The sequence below is a fragment of the Methylomonas sp. PHL2-19 genome, assembly GCF_059331595.1.
The window spans coordinates 59,595-83,077 of the sequence record NZ_CP196842.1; the positions used below are offsets into that span (position 1 = coordinate 59,595).

The 23,483-nt window shown below is 53.5% G+C and carries 17 protein-coding genes and 1 CRISPR repeat array; of the genes, 12 read left to right on the forward strand and 5 right to left on the reverse strand.

Annotation, left to right across the window (positions count from 1 at the left end; all coding sequences use genetic code 11):
• Positions 1 to 80 precede the first annotated feature (80 nt).
• From ACR02O_RS23615 to ACR02O_RS23655, 9 genes are read left to right on the forward strand one after another with little or no spacing between them, the layout of a single operon-like run.
• Complete coding sequence (locus ACR02O_RS23615; RefSeq protein WP_444512400.1) at positions 81 to 269, forward strand: RRXRR domain-containing protein; 189 nt, start codon at positions 81 to 83, stop codon at positions 267 to 269.
• Complete coding sequence (gene traC, locus ACR02O_RS23620) at positions 262 to 2,661, forward strand: type IV secretion system protein TraC (RefSeq protein WP_444512401.1); 2,400 nt, start codon at positions 262 to 264, stop codon at positions 2,659 to 2,661. The genes ACR02O_RS23615 and traC overlap by 8 nt, the downstream gene beginning before the upstream one ends.
• Positions 2,651 to 2,956: a hypothetical protein gene (locus ACR02O_RS23625; RefSeq protein ID WP_444512402.1), complete on the forward strand. Its 306-nt coding sequence runs from the start codon at positions 2,651 to 2,653 to the stop codon at positions 2,954 to 2,956. The genes traC and ACR02O_RS23625 overlap by 11 nt, the downstream gene beginning before the upstream one ends.
• A complete protein-coding gene (locus ACR02O_RS23630; protein ID WP_444512403.1) occupies positions 2,943 to 3,470 on the forward strand; it encodes a S26 family signal peptidase in 528 nt (175 codons plus the stop codon). The genes ACR02O_RS23625 and ACR02O_RS23630 overlap by 14 nt, the downstream gene beginning before the upstream one ends.
• Entirely contained in the window at positions 3,454 to 4,620 is a 1,167-nt protein-coding gene (locus tag ACR02O_RS23635; protein WP_444512404.1) for a TrbC family F-type conjugative pilus assembly protein, read from the forward strand. Before ACR02O_RS23630 ends, ACR02O_RS23635 begins: the two co-directional genes overlap by 17 nt.
• Positions 4,613 to 5,677 carry a TraU family protein gene (locus tag ACR02O_RS23640; protein WP_064023749.1) on the forward strand — a complete coding sequence of 355 codons (1,065 nt, stop codon included), beginning with the start codon at positions 4,613 to 4,615 and terminating at the stop codon, positions 5,675 to 5,677. The genes ACR02O_RS23635 and ACR02O_RS23640 overlap by 8 nt, the downstream gene beginning before the upstream one ends.
• Position 5,678: 1 nt before the next feature.
• Entirely contained in the window at positions 5,679 to 8,477 is a 2,799-nt protein-coding gene (gene traN, locus ACR02O_RS23645) for a conjugal transfer mating pair stabilization protein TraN (protein ID WP_444512406.1), read from the forward strand.
• 11 nt (positions 8,478 to 8,488) lie between these two features.
• On the forward strand, positions 8,489 to 9,508 hold the full coding sequence (locus ACR02O_RS23650) for a hypothetical protein (RefSeq protein WP_444512407.1): 1,020 nt from the start codon (positions 8,489 to 8,491) through the stop codon (positions 9,506 to 9,508).
• A gap of 5 nt (positions 9,509 to 9,513) precedes the next feature.
• The gene (locus ACR02O_RS23655) at positions 9,514 to 10,464 is read left to right on the forward strand and encodes a S49 family peptidase (protein ID WP_256612726.1); all 951 of its coding nucleotides are present in this window, start codon (positions 9,514 to 9,516) and stop codon (positions 10,462 to 10,464) included.
• Positions 10,465 to 10,597: 133 nt separating this feature from the next.
• Here ACR02O_RS23655 and ACR02O_RS23660 read toward each other — a convergent pair whose 3' ends face one another.
• Positions 10,598 to 11,125: a hypothetical protein gene (locus tag ACR02O_RS23660; RefSeq protein ID WP_256612727.1), complete on the reverse strand. Its 528-nt coding sequence runs from the start codon at positions 11,123 to 11,125 to the stop codon at positions 10,598 to 10,600.
• A 129-nt stretch (positions 11,126 to 11,254) separates the two neighbouring features.
• On the opposite strand from ACR02O_RS23660, the gene traF reads away from it, so the two are divergent.
• From traF to ACR02O_RS23675, 3 genes are read left to right on the forward strand one after another with little or no spacing between them, the layout of a single operon-like run.
• Positions 11,255 to 12,181: a conjugal transfer protein TraF gene (gene traF / locus ACR02O_RS23665; RefSeq protein ID WP_494523517.1), complete on the forward strand. Its 927-nt coding sequence runs from the start codon at positions 11,255 to 11,257 to the stop codon at positions 12,179 to 12,181.
• A gap of 33 nt (positions 12,182 to 12,214) precedes the next feature.
• Positions 12,215 to 13,663: a conjugal transfer protein TraH gene (locus ACR02O_RS23670; RefSeq protein ID WP_444512409.1), complete on the forward strand. Its 1,449-nt coding sequence runs from the start codon at positions 12,215 to 12,217 to the stop codon at positions 13,661 to 13,663.
• On the forward strand, positions 13,660 to 17,307 hold the full coding sequence (locus ACR02O_RS23675) for a conjugal transfer protein TraG N-terminal domain-containing protein (RefSeq protein ID WP_444512410.1): 3,648 nt from the start codon (positions 13,660 to 13,662) through the stop codon (positions 17,305 to 17,307). Before ACR02O_RS23670 ends, ACR02O_RS23675 begins: the two co-directional genes overlap by 4 nt.
• 553 nt (positions 17,308 to 17,860) lie before the next feature.
• Positions 17,861 to 19,509: direct repeats of the CRISPR family, unit length 28 nt; unit sequence TTTCTAAGCCGCCTGTGCGGCGGCGGAC.
• 131 nt (positions 19,510 to 19,640) lie between these two features.
• Here ACR02O_RS23675 and cas6f read toward each other — a convergent pair.
• Genes cas6f through csy1 form a run of 4 tightly spaced genes read right to left on the reverse strand, consistent with a single transcriptional unit; the run spans position 19,641 to position 23,418 of the window.
• Complete coding sequence (gene cas6f, locus ACR02O_RS23680) at positions 19,641 to 20,279, reverse strand: type I-F CRISPR-associated endoribonuclease Cas6/Csy4 (protein WP_444512411.1); 639 nt, start codon at positions 20,277 to 20,279, stop codon at positions 19,641 to 19,643.
• 3 nt (positions 20,280 to 20,282) lie between these two features.
• Positions 20,283 to 21,320: a type I-F CRISPR-associated protein Csy3 gene (csy3, locus tag ACR02O_RS23685; RefSeq protein WP_444512412.1), complete on the reverse strand. Its 1,038-nt coding sequence runs from the start codon at positions 21,318 to 21,320 to the stop codon at positions 20,283 to 20,285.
• Positions 21,321 to 21,337: 17 nt separating this feature from the next.
• Positions 21,338 to 22,216 carry a type I-F CRISPR-associated protein Csy2 gene (csy2, locus tag ACR02O_RS23690; protein WP_444512413.1) on the reverse strand — a complete coding sequence of 293 codons (879 nt, stop codon included), beginning with the start codon at positions 22,214 to 22,216 and terminating at the stop codon, positions 21,338 to 21,340.
• The gene (gene csy1 / locus ACR02O_RS23695) at positions 22,213 to 23,418 is read right to left on the reverse strand and encodes a type I-F CRISPR-associated protein Csy1 (RefSeq protein ID WP_444512414.1); all 1,206 of its coding nucleotides are present in this window, start codon (positions 23,416 to 23,418) and stop codon (positions 22,213 to 22,215) included. The genes csy2 and csy1 overlap by 4 nt, the downstream gene beginning before the upstream one ends.
• Positions 23,419 to 23,483: the final 65 nt, after the last annotated feature.

Below are 23,483 nucleotides of genomic sequence, written 5' to 3' on the forward strand. Positions count from 1 at the left end.
GCAATTCTTTAAGTGATTGTGATCACACCTTGGATAACGAGGTCCGGCGGGAAACCGCCATCTGACTTTCAGGATGGGTCATGAAAGTGAGTCCTCGGAATAACCAGAATGGCCGGTTAAAGGTCCAGGTTTTTAGCAGCGATGGTACCGAGCTGGTGCCGTGTAATGCGGCAAGAGCCAGAAGGCTTGTCAAAAACAAGAAAGCGAAGGTTCGTACCGTTAACCCTTTCTCGATAGAGTTAAACAGAAGCGTAAACCCCGATGCCTAAACAGAGTTACCACAGAATCGACAATTTATTCTCCGTGTTGGCGTTCGATCCCGATACCAATCTGTTCTTGGGAGAAGACGCCAGCTTGGGATTCGGTTTTTTGTGCGAGCCGCTTTTCGGAAACGATCCGTCGATCGCCGATCGCATCAACGTTTTGTTGAACCAGGAATGGCCGATCGACACCTTGCTTCAGGTTGGCCTATGGGCGTCTCCCGATATCGACACAGTGATGGCCACTTTGAAGACGCGCCGAATGGAGCAACAAAATCCGTTGTATCAAGCCTTGGTGGCGTCCAATGTGGACTATCTGCGTGGAGCCACTCAGCATCCGATCGATAAAGCCTTGCCGACACGAGTTAGGCGGTTTCATGTGCTGGTGACTGCGAAGATACCGTTGTCGGGGGCAAAACCTACTCAGAAAGAATTGAGACATGCGTCGGAATTGCGCTTGGCCGCGTTTCAAGCGTTAGCGACGAGTGGATTAAGGCCAAAGACATTGACGGCCGACGTGTATGTGCGTCTGTTGAACACGATGTTGAATTGGCACCCCGAAGCCAGCTGGCACGATCTAGTGGTGCCCGAGTGCGATCCGCGTAAATTGATCCGCGAACAATTATTCGATTTCGATAACGAACTGGCGGTCGATCAGACCGGCGTGACTCTTGGCAGCAAACGGGTAAAAACCTTATCGGTCAAACGGCTGCCGGATCAAGTGTATTTTGGCTCGGCCCTGAGCTATTTGGGGGATCTACTGAGCGGAGCCCGTGGTATTCGCGACAATGTGTTGATCTCCGTCACACTGCATTACCCGGATTCTGAAGCCACACGGATGAAATTGGAGACCAAACGTCAATTCACCGCCAATCAGGCGGTGGGACCGCTATTAAATATCGTCCCGCAGTTAGCGATCCGAAAACACAATTTCGACTTACTCTTCGACGCGCTGAACGATGGTGATCGCCCCATCCGCACTTATTTCGGCATGGTGTTGTTCTGCGATCCTCATGAAGAATCCCAAGCCGTGTCCAATGCGCGCACCTATTACCGGGAGCTGGGTTTTCAGCTGCTCGAAGACCGGTATTTTAGTTTGCCATATTTTCTGAATTGCCTGCCATTGGGCGCGGAACTCAGCCAAGTGCAAGTGAGTAACCGCTATATCACGATGGCAACCCGTCACGCGATTCCGCTGTTGCCGATGTTTGCCGATTGGTCTGGGACTGGTTCGCCGGTACTTAACTTTATTTCGCGCTCAGGACAACTGGTCAATGTCTCGTTATTTGATTCCGGATCGAATTTCAATTGTTGCATCGCCGCGCAATCGGGGTCCGGTAAATCTTTTCTGACCAATGAAATCATCGTCAATTATCTCACCGAAGGGGCGCAGATCTGGGTAATTGACGTCGGCCGCTCCTATCAGAATCTGGCTGACACACTGGACGGCGAATTCATGGAATTTACGGCGGACAAACAGATTTGCCTGAATCCATTCGAGTTGGTGCAAAACTGGGAAGACGAAGCCGATGTGGTGGCGGGATTGGTTACCGCGATGGCGGCGCCCACCGAAAAACTCAGCGACTTTCAGACCGCCGGATTAAAGCGGATCTTAAAAGGGCTATGGGATGAAATGGCGCAAAAGATGACCGTCGACGATATCGCTCAGCGGTTGCGGGCGGAATCCGACCAAAGACTGAAGGATGTCGGCGAACAGCTTTTTCCCTTCACGTCGACCGGCGAATATGGCCGGTTCTTCAACGGCGTCAACAATGTTCGGTTTCAGAATAGTTTTACCGTGTTGGAATTGGAGGAATTAAAGGGGCGAAAACACTTACAACAAGTCGTGTTGCTGCAATTGATCTATCAGATCCAACAGGAAATGTATCTCGGAGAGCGCGATCGGCGCAAGATCGTGATCATCGACGAATCCTGGGATTTATTGAGTATGGGGGACGCAGCAACCTTCATTGAACATGGTTATCGACGGTTCCGAAAATACGGCGGTGCCGCGGTGACGATTACCCAGTCGGTCAACGATTTGTATCGCTCGCCGACCGGCCGAGCCATCGTCGAGAACTCGGCCAATATGTATCTGTTAGGTCAAAAACCGGAAGCGATCGACACCATTAAAAACGAGAATCGTCTGCCGCTCTCCGATGGCGGAATCCAATTGCTCAAATCGGTTCACACTATCCCCGGCGTCTACTCGGAAATTTTCTTTATCACCGAATACGGTCAAGGCATCGCCAGGCTGGTGGTCGATCCCTACAAACGCTTGCTGTATTCGACCAAGGCCGAACACGTCAACGCGATCAAAAATCTGAAACGGCAAGGCTATTCGACCGATGCCGCCATCCGCCATTTATTGCTACAACAGGAAACACGCCATGTCGCTTAAATCATTGATTGCCGTTGTTTTGGCCACCATTGCCGTCAGTGTGTCGTCCAGCTATTGGCTGGTAAGGCATTCGCTATCGACCGAGTTGGAAAAACTGAACTTATTGACGCCGGTGTTCGTGATAGACCGGACCGGGTGGACCCGAAATCTGTCGAAAGACGCCAGTCAAGATACCATCACGCAGGCCATGAATGAATGGCAGGCAAAAATCTCGCATTTGGCGGATTCCGGTTTCGTGGTGGTCGATGCGAACATGGTGGTCGGTGCGCCGGAGGATGTCTATGTCGGTGAGTAACCCCCTCGATCAAAAGGTATTTTGGTTTAAAAAAGCCCTCCCGACGCTGATCGCGATTGTGATTTGCGGTGCTTATCTAGAAAATCGGTTTCGCATTGGTATCGACGATCAGAAAGATCGGTGTTTGCCCGGCAATCACCGCTGGTTCGTGGTCGACACCTACGCCAAAGACATTCGCCGAGACGATCTGGTGGCGTTTGCCGCGGATCAACGCATGGCCATGGCGCCCTGGTTTTCGTTTACCCACATTGTGATCAAGATCGCGACCGGTGTGGGTGGCGACACCGTAACGGTCGATACTCAAACCGCGCGAGTGAACGGTAGCGTGGTCTCCGAAGGGTTGGCGTTGGCGGGTAAATTAAAGCAACCGGCCGCCGCGTTTATTCGGACCGAGATTGTCACAGACGGCGAATTGTGGGTGACAGGCACAACCGAGAATAGCTTCGACTCCCGCTATTGGGGCGTGGTGCATCCCCATCAGATTATAGGCAAAGTCTATGCGTTGCCATTTTAAGCCCATAGCGGTGGCGGCGGTATTGATCGGTGGGTCGGTACCAATGGCCGGTGCCGATACCGATTGGTTAGAGCGTTCGAAGGCGTTGATGCAGCACGCTCAAAAAGGACCGCGTCCGGCCTGGTTGGATGCCAATCCGCACGCCGCGAATGCCAAGGCGCTGGCCTTGGAAACCTTAAAGCATGCGCCTTCACCGCAACCCTTCGCCAAGCCGAAGCGTGATCAACGCCGGCATTATGTCCTGTACGCTTCGACGTCCTTGGGTCGGACCGGCCTGCTCAATCTATTCGAAGCGGCCGCCGGCCGAGACGATGTGTTAGTGGTTTTCAGGGGCATACGCGACGGTCAGCGGGTGCAGGAATTTATTCGCGAAATTCATGGTTTGGCGCAAACGCTGGATGCTCAGAGGGTTCCGTCTATCGAACTGGATCCGACCCGTTTTCAGAATGCCCATATTCAGGTGGTGCCGAGTTTGACGGTGGAGGAGGGCGACCGTGTTCTGGCCAAGGTGGAAGGGGTTACCGATATCGCCTGGTTGGAGGCACAGTTAAAATCGCGTCAGGCGCCGGATGATCGAGTCGTGGATCTGGGCGTACACGGCGATACTCAGGCTATCGCCGAGCTGGATTTGATCGAGGTGATGAAGACGCGAATGGCCGGCATCGATTGGGCAGCTAAGAAACGCGAAGCACAGGCACATTTCTGGCAAAAAGCCGAACTATTATCGCTCGTGACGGCACGACAAGATCGCGAGCGGTTGATTGATATCACCGTGACGGCGCCAAGAGACGTCGTCACCCCGGCAGGACAGATCATCGTCCGACAAGGGCAGCGCATCAATCCGCTGAGTCAACTGCCTTTTACCCAGCGTCTGGTGGTCTTCGATGCCACGCAACCCGATCAAGTCGCGGCAGCTGAGCGCGAGGGAAAGGCGGTAACAGGCCGTCCGGTGACGTATTTGATTACCGGGTTGGAACGGGACCAAGGATGGCAGGCGTTCAATGCGCTCGAAGAACGGTTGGGACAATCGGTGTTCTTACTCACCGCCGACGTGCGGCAACGTTTTAATCTCGAAGCGGTTCCCAGCGTTGTCGAACAAGACGGCATGCACATCAAAGTTAGAGAAATCGCGGTGGCAGGCCATGACTAAACCAGCGACGTGGTTGCAACTTGTATTGCTGTGTGCGTGTTTGTGTTCTGGCCAGTCACGTGCTGCGGACGCCCTATGTCCGGACGCGGAACTCTGGTCAGGGAAATTGATTACCGATATCTGCTGGGGATGTTTGTTTCCGATTCGGCTGGCCGGCGGTGTGCTGGATTTTCGCGCGCCGCAATCAAAAGGTAGCGGCGATTCATCCGTGGGCGACGATTTGGTTCCGTCGTCCGCCGCCAGTAATGTCTACTGCGTTTGCGACGGCAAAGAGCTTATCCCGGAAGTGGGTATGACCATGGGCTATTGGGGTCCGGCCAGGGTCGTGGAGTTGGTGCCGAATCCTTGGTGCGCGCCGACGCTCGGCGGCACAAAAATCAATCAGTCGAATGTGCGATTGTGGGGTGGTTCGTCGCCTGTTGTATACGACACTGATGAAATAGTCTTCCTCAATTATCACTATTACGCATTCCCGATATACGTCATGCTCGATCTATTCTGGGAAGATCGGTGCTTTGCCGACGGATACAAAGATTTCGATTTGCTGTATGTCTCGGAACTGGATCCGACCTGGAACAATGATGAATTGGCATTCTTCACCAATCCTGAGGTCGTATTATTTGCCAATCCAGTGGCATTGGCGGCGTGTTCGTTCGATGCTATTGCGGCGTCCGCCGGCCGGCCGATTGACGAAATGTTCTGGTGCGCCGGGGCCTGGGGTGGCATCTATCCGTTGTCCGGTCACGCCCATCCCGGTGAAGGCATTGCGCCGCGTCAAAGCAGTTTGTTGATGACACGAGCTACGGCCGCACTGCATCGGCGCGGCCTGGCCCATAGAACCGTTGGCGATGATCACGTCTGCGGCGGGACGATTTCCCCGTTTATTCCGAAATCCCAATACGCTACCACCATGTTTTACCCAGTGGCCGATACCCAGAGCAAACATGCGATTGGCGAAAGTGATTTGCTATGGGGAGCAGGCCATTCTTATCCCGGTTCCGGCGAATACCACGTCTACATATTGTGGCGATGGACTGACTGTTGCATAGGATTTTAAGATGGCTATCGAATTTTCCGAGCGCACATCTACCCGAGCCATTTGCCATTTCTTGATGGTGTTGTTGATTTGGGTGCCGACCCATGCGGTGGTCGCTGACACTATGAGCGAATCAGCCAAAATTGGACAACAGACCGGTGAAAGCGCCGTCAGCGGGTTTGTAATGCCGACACTCAGCGCCGATCAAAAAAGCTTGGTCCTTTTTCCCAATACCGGTAAGGACGTATCGGTCCCGATCAGCGAATTGTATCCGGATTCAGAAACGGGTAACGCCACGACATTCACCCAGTTATACGGCAAAAACGCAGCGACCATCAAAGCCGGCAACGACATGCAAACGAGCATGGAAAGCCAAACTAGCCATACCGGCGAAGCGTACCGGACTCTAATCAAGTCGGCGAATCGGGCGCATCCCAATCTATTCGATGATCCCATCTGGGGAACGACGGATTATGTCATGCAGAACCATGATCTGTTCTCGCAATATTTCACCGACTGTAATAAGGAGGTCAAGGCGACACTCACCCCCGGTAAAGGCACGCAACCGGACTACAAAACCTGTCGGCGTAACCCTCCCATTACCAATACCTGCGTCGCCAGTCACGATGTGCTGCTAGAGCCGGTCATTCTACCGGCCCAAGGCGAAACCAAAATTGCATCCTGTGGGGACGGATGCGTGGATCTTTGGGTGGGCATCGTGGGTGACAACTACTGGTGCGACGGCGGCTGCGCCCATCCCACTGTGTCCAGCCAATACATCGTGAAGCATCCGGAAGCGATCATTTCCGCGACCATCCTGTATGCCCAATGGGATGACTATATGCGGGTTCATATCAATGACCAGCTGGTCTGGACGGGTTACAACGGCTGGGCACCGTCGCCCAAGTGCGAAATGTCGACCAGTTGGCAGGCCTATCCCAACATCAATGTGACAGAACCTTTTGTCAACGCCCGGAAGAATTCCATCCTGAAATTCAATGCGGAGGCGTTGGTCTCAGGATGCGGCGAAGCCTTTGCGCAAATCCGACTGAAATACGATCCGCTGAAAATTATTATTCGGGACGAATGGACCATGAACGACAAGTCCTGCCAGAACCTAATTAAGGCGGCGGACGACGGAATTTGCAAAAACGTGAAAACCACATGTGATATCAACGCCGGGATCAAGATCGGAGACAAATATTGCATGGCCATCACCACTTCGGTGGGGCAAATGTGGGTGTGCGAACCGAATTTCAAAGACGCACCTTTCAAAAATATTCCGGAAACCTGCACCAAAGCGACCATGACCGCGACGTGCAATTCCAACGATATTCCGTGTTGGACAAAGCCGGACGGAACTAAACAGTGCGTCAGCGATATTGAAGCTCAGGTGCCGGAGACCTGCGCAACCCTGGAAGCGCGCGGCTGCGCCTTCGTCCGATCCGAGTGCGTCGACGGGACGATTGGCGCTAGCGGAAAGTGCTGGCTGTATCAGGATACCTATGATTGCGGAAAGGAATTCGGCGTGATAAAGGCGACGGCGTCCGTGAAACCGGACTGCGGCGAAACGGTACGCTGTATGGGCGAAGATTGTGTTGATATTACCCGCACACAAAGCAAGGATTTTACCAATGCCTTGGCCGCGTTGAATTCGGCACAACAAGCGGCGATGGATAAAACCTGTAGCGATCCGAAAGATGTGACCACCTGCAAGGTCTTCGAGGGCAAGGGAGGGTCATGCAAAGTAGTCAATCTGACCAGTGAAATCGATTGCTGTAAATCGCCGACCTCCATCGGCATCGGCGAGTACATCGATCTGATGTACAAGGTCAGTAAAACCCACAACATTATCATGCGGTTGGATGATACCAACCCGATCCGCGGGGCATGGCAAAAATTAAGTGACCCTTTGATCGATGCCGGTGAGGCGGTTTATACCCCCATTAAAACGGCCTGGGACAACGTATTGGCCGAACTCGATTCCGTTGTCGACAACATTGGCTCCGAGTGCACGGCCAGCTTTACCAAAACCGCGTATTTGGATGTGGTCAGTTCATTGCGGAATATGGCTATGGAAAAAATGGTTTCCTGGACTGCTGATATTTTTGGTCCACAAGCAGCGAATGCGCTATTTAGTGTGGCAGGTAGTCAAGGGGCTTCCTCCGCAGTAGATGCGGCCGGTAATTTACAAGGTACCGGTGCTGAACTCCAGTTGGGGGGAGGGGCGGCTTATATCGGGACGATGCTCAACGTCATCATGATTGCCTACGCCATCTATCAAATTCTGAACATGGTCGTGCAAATGATCTACAAGTGCGAGCAGAAAGAATACGAATTGATGGCCAAAAACGCCGTGAAAGCCTGTAGTTTTGTCGGACAGTACTGCGGCTCCAAGATACTGGGGATGTGCGTTCAACAGAACTACGCCTATTGTTGTTTCAACTCGCCGTTGGCCAGAATACTGCAGGAACAAATCCGGCCGCAATTAGGCAAGGACTTCGGACCGCCTAAGTCGCCCCAGTGCGAAGGCATTGCAATCAGCGAACTGCAAAAAGTCGATTGGAGCAAGGTTCATCTGGACGAATGGATTGGTATTCTCACCAGTACCGGGCGCTTACCGACGGCGCAAACCCCGGAAAAACTCAATTTGGACGTGTTGACCGGCGCCAGTTCCGATTTGAATTATAAGGGCGACCGTCGCAATACGGCGGACCGCAATGTTCTACGGTTGCAAGGCATCGACATGAATCAGACCCGGCAAGACGCGGAGGAGCAAGGCTGGTCCATGGGTCCAGGTCTCGCTCCATCTAAACCTTAAGGAAAACTGCCATGACATCAACCATCGTTCGCTCGCTAGCCGCCACCATCGTGTTGTCCTTGACGGCGTGCGCTCCGGCCTCCCGACCCATTGTGATTTCGGAGGCGCACCGTAAAGTGCTGCCGACTGAGGAAGCGCATCAAATTTCGTTTCTAATTCGCGACGTACTCGGCAGTCGGAGTGAGCGGCTCAATGTGCAGAATTCGATGTATAGAGAATTCAGTGTGAAGCAGTTTAAGACCCGCAAAGAGGCAATGGCTGCGATACCAGCCGGTGGGTCCAATCCGATACGGAATGTGGCCGAAGACGCCAGTTTCGTCGGGGCGGTGGCCACTGGCGCACCGTTGTCCCCGGCCGGAATGGACGTCAGCACTGGCATCGGAATGGCGGGATTGGCACTGAGCCTGTTAACACCCTCTGCAAAGCCGGCCGACTTGTACAAAGTGTATGGCCGCTTGTATATGGACGAGAGCTATGCCAATTCACTCAGCATCCCGGTCACTGCTCGCTTGGATATGATTCGCCGCTTCGAAACCGCTGTGCGGCAAGCCGGATTGACGGCGACGTGCCAGGATAACTGCGGCGATGACAAAAACGTACGCTGGCGGGTGTATAGCCTGACGGGTGGCGGCGAACCGTTGTGGGCAGTATTGCGTCTCGCCGATATGGAACCGGCGCCCCGCGATCCCGCGCGCGACGAAATTTTAGGTTACCCGGTAATTTTGCAAAGTGCCACGGACAAAGACGATAGCGTGGCCACCGCCCACAGCCTGGTAATCCGCCGGGCGCCACCGGTACCGGCCACCTTCGATCCCGCGAATCAGTTTCAGGATGCGGGACAAACCGCGTGGGATAACCCGAAAGCTCGTCAAGTCTTGCGCGGCATGACGGCCGACGGCCATTGGTTATTCGCTTGGTGTCTCAGTGAAGGACAACACCTCGCAGCCTGGAAAGGGCGATTATTCGCGATATCGCAGCCGAGCTATTGGGTGGATATCCGAAATTCCATTGACTATGAAATTCTGGAGTGAAAACAATGACCGAAAACTCGACTACCGTAAACGCCTTGCTAGAAATCGTCAAAAGCAACGCGGATGTCATGCGCAAAACCCAGCGCATCAATACCGCATTTAGAACGCTATCGCTATTGGCAGTATTGAGTTTTTTAGGACTGTCCGTCTACTCCAATTGGTCGTCTCTGACTAACCGGAATCAACCCCATGTCGCGATGGTGCGTATTAGCGGCGAAATCGCCCCGGACGGCCAAACCAATGCCGATAGCGTGATTGCCAGCTTGCGCACCGCCTTCGAGCAGAATCAGGCGAAAGCTGTGATGCTGGAAATTAATAGTCCCGGCGGGACGCCGGTACAAGCCGGCATGATCTTCGATGAAGTGCTACGCCTGAAAACAAAATTTCCGGATAAGAAAGTAGTGTCCGTGATCAGCGACCTTGGCGCTTCCGGCGGATACTACGTAGCAGTGGCCGGCGATGAAATCTATGCCAATCGGGCCAGTATGGTCGGATCGATCGGCGTGCGAATGGACTCGTTCGGATTTACCGGCATCATGCAAAAACTGGGCGTTGAGCGCCGATTGTATACGGCTGGAAAATTCAAGGGCGTCGGCGATATGTTCTCCGACCCGGAACCCGAAGCCGTCGAACAGCTGCAAACCATGTTGTCTCACGTACACCACCAATTCATCGAGGTGGTGAAAACGCACCGCGGGAATCGGTTGAAAGACGATCCGAATCTCTTTACGGGAATGGTCTGGAGCGGAGAAGACGCGTTAGGACTTGGCTTGGTCGACGGTATGGGCGATCGCCGCAGCGTGGCGGAACAAATCCTGAAGTTCCAGAAAATCGTCGATTACACTCAGCCGGCCGATGTGTTCAGTAAATTGAGCCAGATTCAGGCCACCGCGACTTCGGCGATATCCACCGTGATGGGTCTGGTCTCAATGCTTGCCGCTATGCCGATGACCTAGGGGATGACAGAGAGATTGCCCAAATATTACACAGTTTTATAACTGGTTGAATTGTGGGGGCGTTTGCCGATGATTGACTGATTTGTCACAAGCTTGTCCACAGATTTTGTGGATAAGTCGGTGATTGCCGCGCTTAATTGATGTCGGATCGGCCTTTTGGGCTCACCACGTCGAATGCCGTCGGAGCGCGTAACTCTAAGCGGCTGAGGCCGTTCCGGAGCAATTCGTTACGCCATTCGAGGAGTTTTTCGGCCAGCTTGAACAGGCGCATTTCATCCAATTCGGTTTGTCCGGGTGAGCTTTGGGGTTGAGCAGGAATCGCGCCTAATTCGGCGTCGACGTCTCTTACCGCCAGAGCATGGGCGAGTTTCAACCAGAATTGATCCTCATTTAACGACTCGCTGAAGATTTTGTAAATGAGTTTTGATTCTAAGGAGTCGGACACCATTCGGTGTGGGAGTCCGGGGATATCGACGACCAAATCGGCACATTGGAACCGTTCGGCGTAGCTCAAGATTTTTTCGATCAGCGCGCGATAAGGCTCGGTGGACTTGAGGTTCTTCCGTTCTGCACTGAGCACGCACCTGTCAGCCAAGAACAAAAACTCCAGTAATAACCTGTATTCATCTTTCGAAATAGAAATTTCCATGTTATCGATCATCAAGGTACTCGTTGAAAAGGGATTGAAACAGCCAGGGGGCCTGAGTAGGTGAATTTCAGAGGCATTTAGCCAGCGGGTTTGAATTTTTAAAAACGAGATAATGAAACCATGAATCCATGTCTGCTCCTATTGCTGTGCCTGCTGCTCCCGTTGACGGCTCGATCCGATGGGGGAGAGCCGTCTTTTTTTCTGGACAAACAGCGGGGATGGTTTTGGCGTGAAACAACTCCTGACACTAGTATAGAGCAAACTCCCAGTCCGCCTCAGACAGAGGAAAAGATTTCATCAAATCCAAATCCTCCCTCTGAACCCCCTCGGCCGCCCGAATACCTCTCTGCTGAATGGTTTAGAAAAAATCTCGAACACTACAAGGACGCCGCCGTCGATAACCCCACTGAAAAGAACGTGGCGGCTTACTACTACTTGCAACGGGTAATGATGGATAAAGCCCAGAAGTTTGCCACTGTGGCGCAACGAGTAGTTATGAGCGATCCGCGGCTGGACGAGAATAACCGGCGGCCGCTGGCCACGTTTGCATCCAATGCCGCCAATCAAATGGCGACACAGGCGAATGAACAGGCCATGTCGACGATATCCAAACAAGCTGGCCTTTTGTTTTTTTTTCGTTCGGATTGCCATTTTTGCGAAGCGCAAGCGCCCTTGTTAACGGTGTTGGAGCAGCGTTTCGGTTTCAAAATTTATCCGGTGTCTTTGGATGGCAAGCCGATGCCGTCGGGATTCTATAAGCAATTCAGATCGGATACTGGACAGGCAAAGGCGTTAGGCGTGATGTCTACTCCGGCTTTGTTCTTAATGAAGCCCCCAAACGAAATCTTGCCGATTGCCCAAGGCGTTGTGTCGCTGGACGATTTGACCTCTAGGGTATTGCTGTCGGCCAAGAATGCCGGGTGGATATCGGACCGGCTGTTTAGCACGGCGCGCGGGGTGACAGATTCAACTTTTATGATTCCGGAGGCGGGGACATTGACCGAGCCGGTAATGAACGATCCTGGCCGATTGGTTGAGGCATTGCGCGCGCAACCCGTGCTGCCTTAACCGTTTCTATTCATTAGCCTACTAGGAGCTGTTATGGGGCACTTGCGTATTACTCGAATCATCGTTCTGGCGTGGATGCTAGTGCTGCCGGCCAGTGGGTTTGCTGACTTGCAACAGGAAATGGACGCGATGTTCGGCACGATGACCAACGTCACGACGCCAACCGCACACCTAGGCCAGAGGCGAGGGGTCATTACAGGTGGATCCGTAGTCTCCCGTAATAAGATTGTGGAAACTAACTTGGTTTCCTTTCAACCCCCTTCGTTTAGCGCCGGATGCGGGGGTATCGATTTATTCGGTGGCAGCTTTTCTTTCATTAATAAGGACCAGTTCATTACCTTGATGCGCTCTGTCGCTGCCAACGCAACGGGATACGCCTTTCAATTGGCTATCGACGCGATGTGTAATCAGTGCGGAGTTCTTATGTCCGGCCTGCAAAAACGGATCCAGGACCTTAATCAAATGTTCTCGAATTCCTGTCAATTGGCTCAAGGCATTGTGAACGATGCCACCAGCTTGTTACCGGCATCGGTCACCGAGAATATGAAGAAATCGAAAATCTCCTTTTCCAAGGGGGTTACCGATGTCTTCGGGGCGCTGACCAACACTTCGACACAAGGCGACCCGACTAAACAAGTCTCCAACAACGCGCCTACCGAAATGAAGAAGATTATTCAGGGGAACCTGGTGTGGCGAGCTTTAAACGAGAAAAACGCGAAAAACTGGTTCCAATTTGGCGGTTTGGATTTACTCGAAGCGATGATGAGCATCAGCGGCACGGTCATTGTTAATGAGCCCACGGCGGCCAGCGATGGACAGGGAGATACCAATCCTGTCGTTGTGTTAAACGGCATTATCGGGATGAAAGAGCTGTTAAACGGTTCGGGTAGCGGCAGTTATAGCAAAGTCAAAATCTACGATTGCGATACGACCGAAATCGACGGTTGTTTGAATCCGGTCATTAAAGACGTGACCTTAGTCGGGCTGCGTAAACGAGTGTCCGACTTGTTGATTGGTAATAGCGTCAAACCGGGTTTGGTTTACAAATTCGGCACCAATACCGGCGACTTAACTCCGGATGAAATGGCATTTATGGAGTTGGTACCAGGGGCCGTCGCCGCGATGATCCGGAACATGGCCAGACAGGATTACGGTATGGCCAGATTGTTTGCGGAAGATGCGGCGCCAGCAATCGCGCTGGAGTTAGCACAAGCGATGGTCCAGAACTTATACGATGCCGCCCGCTATGCTTCCTCACTTGAAGATAGCGCGTACGCCGCGAAATTGGCCGATACCTTAAGCGTGGCTAGGCAACAAATCGAAGACGATTCCACTGAATTGGCGATGCGATACGGCAATATCAAAGCCGTGGTCGATTTTTATTCGAACATCATGAAAGCCACTCCAACCCGTAACTACGCAGCATTCGATCAAACCGGCGCTAGCGCCGCCAATTATCCCACTCAGGAGGAAACCAAGTGATTTACGAAATATTTTCGATTGGAGACTCCCAGTTCCTCGCAGCGATACTGAATGCGATCGCCATGATTTCTTTAACCGACGATTACAAAGGGGCTGCTGCAGTCGGCGCATCACTGGGAGTGACGATGGTGATGCTGCGAGGTTTGACCCAATTCAATGCGAGTGGCATTCGCTATCAGGATGTCTTTGCTTCTATGCTGATTTATACCGCGCTCTTTGCGCCGGGTGTAGTCGTCAAGGTTGAAGACGCCTATTCTGGTAACGTGGTTGTGGTCAACAATGTGCCGTTTGGGCCGGCGGTAGCGGGTTCCATCCTGTCCAATATGGGTTACCGCTTGACGCGTTTGTTCGAGCAAGGATTTTCGGTACCGAGCATGACTGAACACGGGTTCGCGGATCCGCTCAATACCTTAATTGCTGTCCGAAAAAACCTGTTATCACGGATAACTCTGGGAAAAGCCAATTCACCGAGTGCCAAGGTCGATCTGGAAGCTTCGTTCGTCAATTACGTAAAAGAATGTACGTTAACCGGGGTCGATTTAAATCAGACCACGTTAGACGCGATCATGCGTACGGCGAGCGTGATGACGGCGATACGTTTCAATTCCAAAATCTACACCACAGAAGTCTACTTGGGCGCCGGTCCGACTGTCTTGACCTGTACCGATGCCTATGCGGCGCTGGATGATTACATTACCAAGTATGGCATTACCGGTTTAGAAGACTTACTGCAGCAAACTTTGAATCTCGCAAGGTCGGAGGACGTGTCCACGCGGATCAGCGATGCGTTAACGGCCTTGTCCAATAGCACTATCAGTGCGAACGATTACATGCTGGCGAGCCTGATCGTGCCAATGTTCGAAAAAGGTATCGTCGGGCGCTACGAAGATGGCTTGAAGTGGAACAAAGCGGCCATGGTCCATCAATCCATCCAGCAACGCAACATGCAATGGGCCGCAGAACAGACGCTGTTTACCCGGATCGTCCGGCCGATGATGACCTGGATAGAGGGTCTCAGTTACGCCATTACCCCGCTCATGGTCTTCGCCGTCATGCTGGGGTCTGCCGGGATTTCGATGGTTGGCCAGTACTTCAAAATGCTGTTATGGATCCAACTGTGGATGCCGATCATGGCGGTCATCAATTTGTACATCACCATGTCGGCTCTCGGAAAAATGGACGCCCTGGATGCGCAAGGCTTCAATATTCCCTCGATCGAAGGGATTTACCAAATGGATATGGTGTTGCAAGATTGGGTGGCAATCGGCGGCATGCTGGCGTCTTCGACGCCGGCGATCGCCTTGATGCTGGTCTACGGCGGCTCGGTCACCGCCACGCATTTCATGGGCCGCATGCAGAGCGGAGATTATATCGACGAGCGCGCAGGATCGCCTGCCGTGTTGGCGACGGCCCCGGTGTTTGCCAATCAGTCGGCCTATCAACACTCTCCGCTGAAAGGCACCCACCGAACCGGCGCGGAAAATGTGCTGCCGACCTTCAATGTGTCTCGCGAGGCTTCCGAAGCCGTCTCGTCGTCATCGAACTATATGCGCCAGGCCGGTGCTCAATTTATGAGTTCACTGGCGAATTCGGCGGGCAACAGTTTTGCCTCGAATCGCGACGCCTCGACAGGACAATCATTTTCTCGCCGGCTAAACAGCAGTTCGTCGGAAACCGACAAGCTGATGCGCAGCGAAGGGTCATCATACGCACAGCGCTATAGCGATACCGATATGACCTCGGATCAAATGGCTTCCGTCTTGTCAGGCGCCGTGGCTCTGGGCAGCGGACTGGAAAGAAAAGAGGTTGATGGAAAAGATGGCGATGGAACCCAGAGTAATTCTAACGGTGGCTCCAGGAAGGACATGCTACAAGCCAATATCAGTGATCGACTCCAAAGCCAATTCGGCTTAAACAGCCAACGTTCGAACGAAATCGCCCACGATATGGCCACGCGCTTGACCGAAGATGCGGGATTTCAAACTGACTTAGCTCGCAGCGTGGCAACCGATGCGCAGTCCGGTACCCGCGAAGTTGTGTCGCTGGGTCTTAACAACCAAACACTACAAAGTTTGCAATCGTCTGCCAATGATGTGTTGTCCGCTTCGGAAGCCTATAGCGCCACGGCGTCGATGCAAAGCCGCCTCGGCACGAACGCCCAATTCGGCGCATTGGAATCCGGACAGGCGATCAGTACAAAACCCGGTTTAATGAGCCGCCTGAATAATGAGTTAACGCGGTTTGGGTTAAGCGGCGATGCACAGACACTCGCCAGTGACTGGAGATCCTCTGGTTTAATTACCGATAAAAACCAGGCCTACGCGGCGGCCGGCATGTCGTTGTTGACAGGACATTCGCCGGCGAGATTCAGATCTATGAATCCAAGCGAATCGCAACAGGCAAAAACGGCAGGGTTCGAATTGCTGCGCGACTCGTTCGCAGCGAAAACCGGCGAGATAGCCGACCCGAACAAGAACGCGGGTCTTCGAGCCGATGCGCCCAAGCACGGCCAGGCACGTGCGGAATTTGATCGCGCCAGCGTGGTTGACCCACGCGCGGCGGCCGGCAATTTGCCGGATCAGGTGAATGCACGGATAAGCGAAATCGGGAATGAAGTGCACAACGGCGACGAAAGCGTCGACCGGTTTCACGACAAAGAAACAAGCGAACTCAATGCCGGTACCCGATCTGAATTTTCAGAAATGGCGGGGGCTAAGGCTGAATACTTTGCCAAAGAGATTGCGCATCTCGCCAGAGGCGAAAAATCGGTTGGTGAGATGAATTACGATGGAGTAGCTGGGACTCTTTATAGTGCTAGAAATTACGTTGAAAAAGTCGGTAGTTCGGCCTACGTAGGTGCGAATTCATTCTTTGAAAGCATGTCGGCGTACATAAATCAAGGCGATAGCTATTGGAATGCTGCTGAAAAGGCTTTCAATGAATCAGGCGAAGCGGGTGCTCAAGCGGTGGAAGCCTGGCGGGATATGAAGGGTAACGAGATTGCCCATCAGCTTACACCGAGCCAGCTCGAGTACTACAAAGCTGCTTTGACAGAAACATTCAGCGGCATACAAACAGCGGATTACGGCCTGAGCGACGGTTTCGGGACAACAGCCGCGCGAGAAAAATTAGTTGCTGAACATGGCCAGATAGTTGGTGATGACATCGCTAAATTGCTCAATCGCGCTGCGACACAGAATAGACCGGATCTCGCTCACTCGATTGGTAATTACAACGACGCCGTAAAAAAAAACAATAGTGCTGGATCAGTAGAGGTGCCGAAGCCGTTGCAGCCGATTTTCGATCAAGTGGAAAGCCGATACGGGCTGCCTGCCGGGATTTTAAGCAAGATGGCGTCCGCTGAGTCGGCGTTCGATAATGATGCACGGTCACGAAAGGGTGCGCAAGGCATCATGCAGTTGATGCCGGACACGGCGGGGCGGTTTGGCGTTAAAGATCCGAATAATCCAGAGCAAGCCATTGATGGCGCAGGGCAATATATGCGCTTTTTGCTTGACCGTTATGACGGCAATTTAGAACTAGCAGTAGCGGCGTATAACTCGGGGGAGGGCAATGTCGATAAACATAATGGTGTACCGCCATTTAAAGAGACGCAGAAATACGTGCGTGACGTGTTGGGCTAATATCCCGTAACTTTTGTCAGCCCTAAAACCGTGTAGAGGCTGGCGTTGTCGCGCTGGTACTATAGCGCTTAGCGTTTACCTGAGAATTTATACATGAGTCAAGGGCCACTAACCCAGTGAGAAAGAGCAATATACGTAAGAGGAGCCCTGGTAATGTCACCGATTTATGGACTTTGAAAACCTGAACAGTCCCTCCACACAACTTGCAGACTGAATGCATGGCCACGCCGTATGAAAAATACACATACGGCACAATTCTTCGATGGCAATGCGGGCAAGCAATGCGGCCGTCATCGATTTTACGTGTGCGAGTTCTTAGGGCAGCGGACTTATTCGTACTCAGTCTTAGCATATCAAATGAGTGAGGTTACGATAATTAAAATAGCTTTACTTAACGTCTTGCAGTATCAGCATACACCTTGGGCGGAGGTTAGCAAATATTGTCCGCCGACTATGCTCCCTGCCAGGTGTAACTATCTCTAACCGGGCCATTTTAAAAAGCCACCTGTAAGGCGGCGAACTCAATTATTTGGCCAGAGGAGAGAAATCAGTTTTTCTAAACCGCCTATACGGCGGCGGACTTCAACCGATGCCAGCGACGGCGGCGGTCATTGTTTCTAAGCCACCTGTGCGGCGGCGGACGGAGATTTCCAGCGCCGGCAGCTTCCCGATCTTTTCTAAGCCGCCTGTGCGGCGGCGGACTTACCTGGTCGAACGCCGCGCCGAAGAATCCTTTTCTAAGCCGCCTGTGCGGCGGCGGACAAATCGACCAGGCTTGCGGTTGCCAGATGTCTTTTCTAAGCCGCCTGTGCGGCGGCGGACGTCAGGCCGTCACTGCGCTCCCAGTTTCCGGTTTTCTAAGCCGCCTGTGCGGCGGCGGACTAGCCAGCGGGTTCTCGCGTGCTCCCTCACTTTTTCTAAGCCGCCTGTGCGGCGGCGGACCGACGTTCGATCCACACGTCGAATCGGAAAAATTTCTAAGCCGCCTGTGCGGCGGCGGACTTACCCCGAGCGCCGGCAACCGGGTGTATGTTTTTCTAAGCCGCCTGTGCGGCGGCGGACTAATCGCGTGTTCCTCCGCATTGGCTTGTGATTTTCTAAGCCGCCTGTGCGGCGGCGGACGCAACGGGGGCGGATCGAGTTCGAATGGCGATTTTCTAAGCCGCCTGTGCGGCGGCGGACTCCGCCCTTCTGGCCCTCGCGGCAAACACAAATTTCTAAGCCGCCTGTGCGGCGGCGGACTTAAACCGGCGCAAGTCCTCCGGTATGTGCCATTTCTAAGCCGCCTGTGCGGCGGCGGACTGCTGCCGGGTCAAGTACGCCAACATTTATCATTTCTAAGCCGCCTGTGCGGCGGCGGACTCAACCTGAGATATGGTCGCCCCGGTTATTTTTTTCTAAGCCGCCTGTGCGGCGGCGGACCCAGCCCGACAATGCCAAGCGGCTATACCTACTTTCTAAGCCGCCTGTGCGGCGGCGGACTCATTTTCTTGCTGGATGGGCTGATGCTGGTTTTTCTAAGCCGCCTGTGCGGCGGCGGACTTTGAAGCGCTAAAACCCAACGGCGAATACACTTTCTAAGCCGCCTGTGCGGCGGCGGACGATATCGTCAAAATCCGGTACAACTGGCCGATTTTCTAAGCCGCCTGTGCGGCGGCGGACGCGATAACAGCATCGACCCTGTTTTAGCAATATTTCTAAGCCGCCTGTGCGGCGGCGGACTAGTGAAGCGGGTGCGCAAGCCATCGACGTGTTTTCTAAGCCGCCTGTGCGGCGGCGGACCGGCCTCTTGGTGTCATTAGTGGGAACTATCATTTCTAAGCCGCCTGTGCGGCGGCGGACGGTTCCGGTATCTGTGGACATGGCGTCTTTACTTTCTAAGCCGCCTGTGCGGCGGCGGACATCTAGGGATAGTCCCGCGTCGATTACATCCTTTTCTAAGCCGCCTGTGCGGCGGCGGACGGCCTCTTCAATGTTCTCTAAAGGAATATCTATTTCTAAGCCGCCTGTGCGGCGGCGGACGACTAACCCAAAGCCCAACGGCAAGCTTTATTTTTCTAAGCCGCCTGTGCGGCGGCGGACGAGTAAAACGTTGCCGGAATATTCACGATCGCTTTCTAAGCCGCCTGTGCGGCGGCGGACGAAGCCCGCAACCGCTACGGCTATCTGTACAATTTCTAAGCCGCCTGTGCGGCGGCGGACTGATTATAAATAAACGGGAAGCCGGTTGCGGCAAGGGTTGCGAATGGATAAAGCCATTATCACCATCCGCAAGAGCCCCGGCCGTAACCGGCTGATTTAGTAAACATTGTTAAAGAGCAAAAAAAATTGGGTCAAAATTCCGGTATGGTGGCAACGCTGCTCAGGCCATAGGCACTAAAACTGCCTACCACCGGATCGGCGGTTGCGGTTTTGCTGATCCACAAACAAAAGGTTTGACCGCCGCTCAAGCTTTGCAAGCGAATGAAAGGCAAGGCCACAGAAGGCTTGAGCATGTCGCAATAGCGGAACGATAGCGGGTAAGCCGGGTTCCCGCCCGCCGCCCTCAGTTCCACCGTCATGTTCAACGCGGTCGCCAAATCGACGCCGTGACGCTTGGCGTAGCGCCGGGCCAGACGTTCGGGATTGGTTTTGGGCTGCACCCGCCGGTAAACCGCATACCCGAGCAGCTTGTCCGGCACCGGTCGGATGCCGGTGCAATGCACGTAGTCGCTCAGCCGCGCCAAACGCTGCGGCGCGGCGAAGCGTTCCAGCGTAGTTTCATCCTCGGCGAACAGGCGGCATTTGTCGCCCAACCCCAGGCGCTTACCATCCGCGCTGTGTTTGGGAAAACCGACACCAATAGCGCCGCGTTTATCCGCATCCAGCATCTCTACAAAGCCCAGATGGAGCTGCTGGAATACTTTGGACCACAGAAAATTCAGCCCGACTTCGGGATTGGGCAGCAAGGTGATTTCCAAATAAAAGCGCATGGCTCAATCCTTGCCGCTTTCGCCGAACACGCCGCCGCGCACCAATACCGCCATCACGTAATGCTGTTCGGTCTGGCTTAGCGAACCGCCTCGGGCGAAACTATCGAACAAGGTGTAAAAATCGACCTTGGCTTTGGGGGTTCTAAAAGCCTTGCCCAAGTTGGTGACCGCGCCGTAGGGTTCGATGGCGATTGGCCCGATGTAAGGGCTGTCTTCATCCACCGGATACCAGGTGTCGATGCTGCGCAAAGCGTTGCCGATTTTTTGCGAGTGCATGCCGGCGTGGCCGTCGATGTGATAGAGGATTTTGCTTTTTTTGGATTTGCTGTTGCTTTTGTCCAGCACCAGTTCTTCGCTGGGGTAAACATCTTGCGCCAAACCGACTTGGGCATAGGCCGTAACCGACAGCATCAAAAATTCGCGGCGGCCGCTCAACGCATCGGCGATCAGATCGGCAAGTTCCAACACGCCAGCCGGCAAGTTGTCGAAGTCGCGGACGCTGAAAGTTTTGGCATTGAAGGTCCAATCGCGCTGTTCGCCTTCGTTACAGACCCACACCCGTACTTCGATATTTTCCGCGCCAACCCGGTTACGCCATAGGAAGCGGCCGTTGGCGAGGTTGGCAGCGTAGCGCTTAGCCAGTTCTTTAAAACCTTCGGCTTGGATGTAAGCATCGGCGGCCTGCTTGTAGCTGGCGGCGAATTCCGCGCTGTTGCAGGCGGAAGGCTGTTGGACGCCACTCAGCACTTTCAGGGTAAAGCTGAGTTTCAACGTGTCTTGTTCGCTACCTAAAGCACAACTGTCCACGGTTTGCAGGTTGGGCTTTTCGATTTTTGCATTCAACTTGATAGGATCTTTGTCAGCTTCTTTCGTAATTCGGTTGGAAATGGTGCCGCGCACCGATTTTTCTTGCAGCTTGAGCACTGTCGCCGATTCATCGCGCTTATCCCACTGGGTGCCGTAAAGCCGTCCATCCGAGGGCACCAGTTTTTTCTCGAAGGCCAGTACCGAAGCGGTGGCTAATTTGTCTGTTTTTGCCATGGTGATTTTCCTTGCTATTAAGCGTTGCGGGAGTGTTGTTCGATGAGATACAGATAGTTGTCTGCATCGTAGCGGCTGCGCCAAAGCAGGTCGTCCAGGCGTTTCAGCCGATGCGGCATGACGAATTCGCCCAAAGTGACCAGGCTTTCGGCAAACCGATGCGGCGTAATTTGATCGCGCTGGTGTTCGGCGTGGCCCAATGCGCTGACGCCATGAAAACCGGCTGCAATCGGCACGATCCAGCCCTTGGCTTTACGCTCGGCCGTCCAGGACACATGGCCGTCATCGTCGGTGCGGCTTTGGTAGTGAACCGCCAGATAATCCAGCAACGCGTCGATGGCATCCTGGCCTTCGGCCATGGCTTGCGCCATCAGGTCGCGGCGCTGTTTCAACACGTAGCTCGGCATCAGTTTTCGGGTCAGATTGGCCAATTCACTGTCGCCGGCTAGTGCCAGCCACTGCGGCACTTTATAGCCGAGGCTGTCGCCGCCCGCCCATTTTAGTTTGGGTAGATGGCGGTTGACGGCGGCCAGGAATTCGTCTTCATGGGCTTTGCCTATGCCCTGAGTTTCTATCGCCAGACTGACGTCGAGGTGGCAGCGGGCTTCTTCTATGAACGACGGACGGTCGCCGCTTTTATCGAGCGGATTGCCGGTGCCGACGATGGAATACAGATAATCGCCGGCATGTTTGTAGGTCTGTAAATCGATGCGGTGGCAGGCAACCGCCGTGCGCGAAAAACTGAGCTGCGGCAAGCCGTCGGCATTAAGTTTGCGTTGCAAGGCATGCACGCCGCCCAACCAGGCCGTCAACGCCGGAAAACCGATGGTATACGGGCTGGACAAGGCATTGGCGTTGTGGATGCGCAAGCGCGGAATCAACAAAATGCGGTTCATCGCAAGACCTCCCGATGGTCGTCCAATAATTGCCGAAAATGTTTGAGCTCGGCATCTCCCAAGGCTTTGGCCTGGCGCTCGCCGATGGCGTGTTTATAGGTAATCGCCAACCAATCGGCCAAGGCGACGATTACGGCGTCCAGCCAATCGTCGGCTTGCTCGCGTTGTTCTGCATGGTCTTGATCCAGCCAGATTTTCTGCGTCGGAGGCAGTTGTCCGTGTTCCGACCAACCGCCAGGCAGTTCGCGCAACGCCCAAACGGTTTCCATCACCTGCTCGGCGATTTGCAACAACCAATAGTCGCGGCCTTCCCGCACGTGGATGTTGGCAGGTACGTTGTCTTGGAACAAGGCATGCAAGGCCTGAAACTTTTCCAGGAAATGCTTGGCGTATACGCTTTGGAGAAAAAAATCGGTCTTCGGTGGCTGCAGCTTGTTTAGCGTGAGCGGCGGCGGCAAAGACGGCAACAGATAGGCGGTTCCGCCGTTTTGGTTGTTCAGCACGCTGATGTTTTGCGGCTTGGTGCCGCCAAAGCCGATTTCGGTCAAGCCATAGAATTCCTGGTAACCCGTGTCGTGATGCTGTTGATTGCGTCGGGCTTCGCGAGCCTGCTTGGTGGTTTCGGCAAAGCGGATCGAGTTGATTCGTTCCTTGAGCTTAAACATCAGGCCGGACGGCGTCAGTAGCGATAGCAAATGGTAGCCGCCGTCCACCGGGAAATAGACTTGTTTGATCTTGTCCGAAGTGCTTGTCCTATCCGGTAATTGATTGATCTGCAATAGACCCTGCCGAATGTCCGTATAGGGTAGCGACGGCAGTTCGAGCTGTTGCTTGACCAGGTCGCTGTCGTTTTCGAGATGGGCCAAAATGGATAGGCCATCCGCCAATTTCAGACTCAAAAATTTCAAAATCGGAATGTTGGCGGCGGTATCGAACACCATGTCCGGCTCGACCGCGACATTGCCGCTGCGCAGAAAACCGTCTGGTTTGCGTTCGGCGCTTACACGAATTTCGCTGGTATTTTTGACGTCGGGATGGCTGAATTTGACGGGGTGGGTCACGCGAAACAGCTTATGGGTTTTAGTTACCGCCGTCGGTAACCAGTCATTCAGTTCTTGCTGTAATTCCGCTTCGTTTGGCGCAGATGAAGTTTTCTTCTTCAGCCGTTCGGATAAAAATTGTTGCAAAGCCGGGTCCATCATTTTTAATATCCTTGATGAGTTATGGCGCAGCAGAGTTTAAGCTAGAACCTATCAATATTCAATTT

Excerpts from the sequence above, each read along its gene's own strand:
- ACR02O_RS23615 (WP_444512400.1), top strand. The coding sequence starts at position 81 with ATGAAAGTGAGTCCTCGGAATAACCAGAATGGCCGGTTAAAGGTCCAG.
- traC (WP_444512401.1), top strand. The coding sequence starts at position 262 with ATGCCTAAACAGAGTTACCACAGAATCGACAATTTATTCTCCGTGTTG.
- ACR02O_RS23625 (WP_444512402.1), top strand. The coding sequence starts at position 2,651 with ATGTCGCTTAAATCATTGATTGCCGTTGTTTTGGCCACCATTGCCGTC.
- ACR02O_RS23630 (WP_444512403.1), top strand. The coding sequence starts at position 2,943 with ATGTCGGTGAGTAACCCCCTCGATCAAAAGGTATTTTGGTTTAAAAAA.
- ACR02O_RS23635 (WP_444512404.1), top strand. The coding sequence starts at position 3,454 with ATGCGTTGCCATTTTAAGCCCATAGCGGTGGCGGCGGTATTGATCGGT.
- ACR02O_RS23640 (WP_064023749.1), top strand. The coding sequence starts at position 4,613 with ATGACTAAACCAGCGACGTGGTTGCAACTTGTATTGCTGTGTGCGTGT.
- traN (WP_444512406.1), top strand. The coding sequence starts at position 5,679 with ATGGCTATCGAATTTTCCGAGCGCACATCTACCCGAGCCATTTGCCAT.
- ACR02O_RS23650 (WP_444512407.1), top strand. The coding sequence starts at position 8,489 with ATGACATCAACCATCGTTCGCTCGCTAGCCGCCACCATCGTGTTGTCC.
- ACR02O_RS23655 (WP_256612726.1), top strand. The coding sequence starts at position 9,514 with ATGACCGAAAACTCGACTACCGTAAACGCCTTGCTAGAAATCGTCAAA.
- ACR02O_RS23660 (WP_256612727.1), bottom strand. The coding sequence starts at position 11,125 with ATGATCGATAACATGGAAATTTCTATTTCGAAAGATGAATACAGGTTA.
- ACR02O_RS23670 (WP_444512409.1), top strand. The coding sequence starts at position 12,215 with ATGGGGCACTTGCGTATTACTCGAATCATCGTTCTGGCGTGGATGCTA.
- cas6f (WP_444512411.1), bottom strand. The coding sequence starts at position 20,279 with ATGCGCTTTTATTTGGAAATCACCTTGCTGCCCAATCCCGAAGTCGGG.
- csy3 (WP_444512412.1), bottom strand. The coding sequence starts at position 21,320 with ATGGCAAAAACAGACAAATTAGCCACCGCTTCGGTACTGGCCTTCGAG.
- csy2 (WP_444512413.1), bottom strand. The coding sequence starts at position 22,216 with ATGAACCGCATTTTGTTGATTCCGCGCTTGCGCATCCACAACGCCAAT.
- csy1 (WP_444512414.1), bottom strand. The coding sequence starts at position 23,418 with ATGATGGACCCGGCTTTGCAACAATTTTTATCCGAACGGCTGAAGAAG.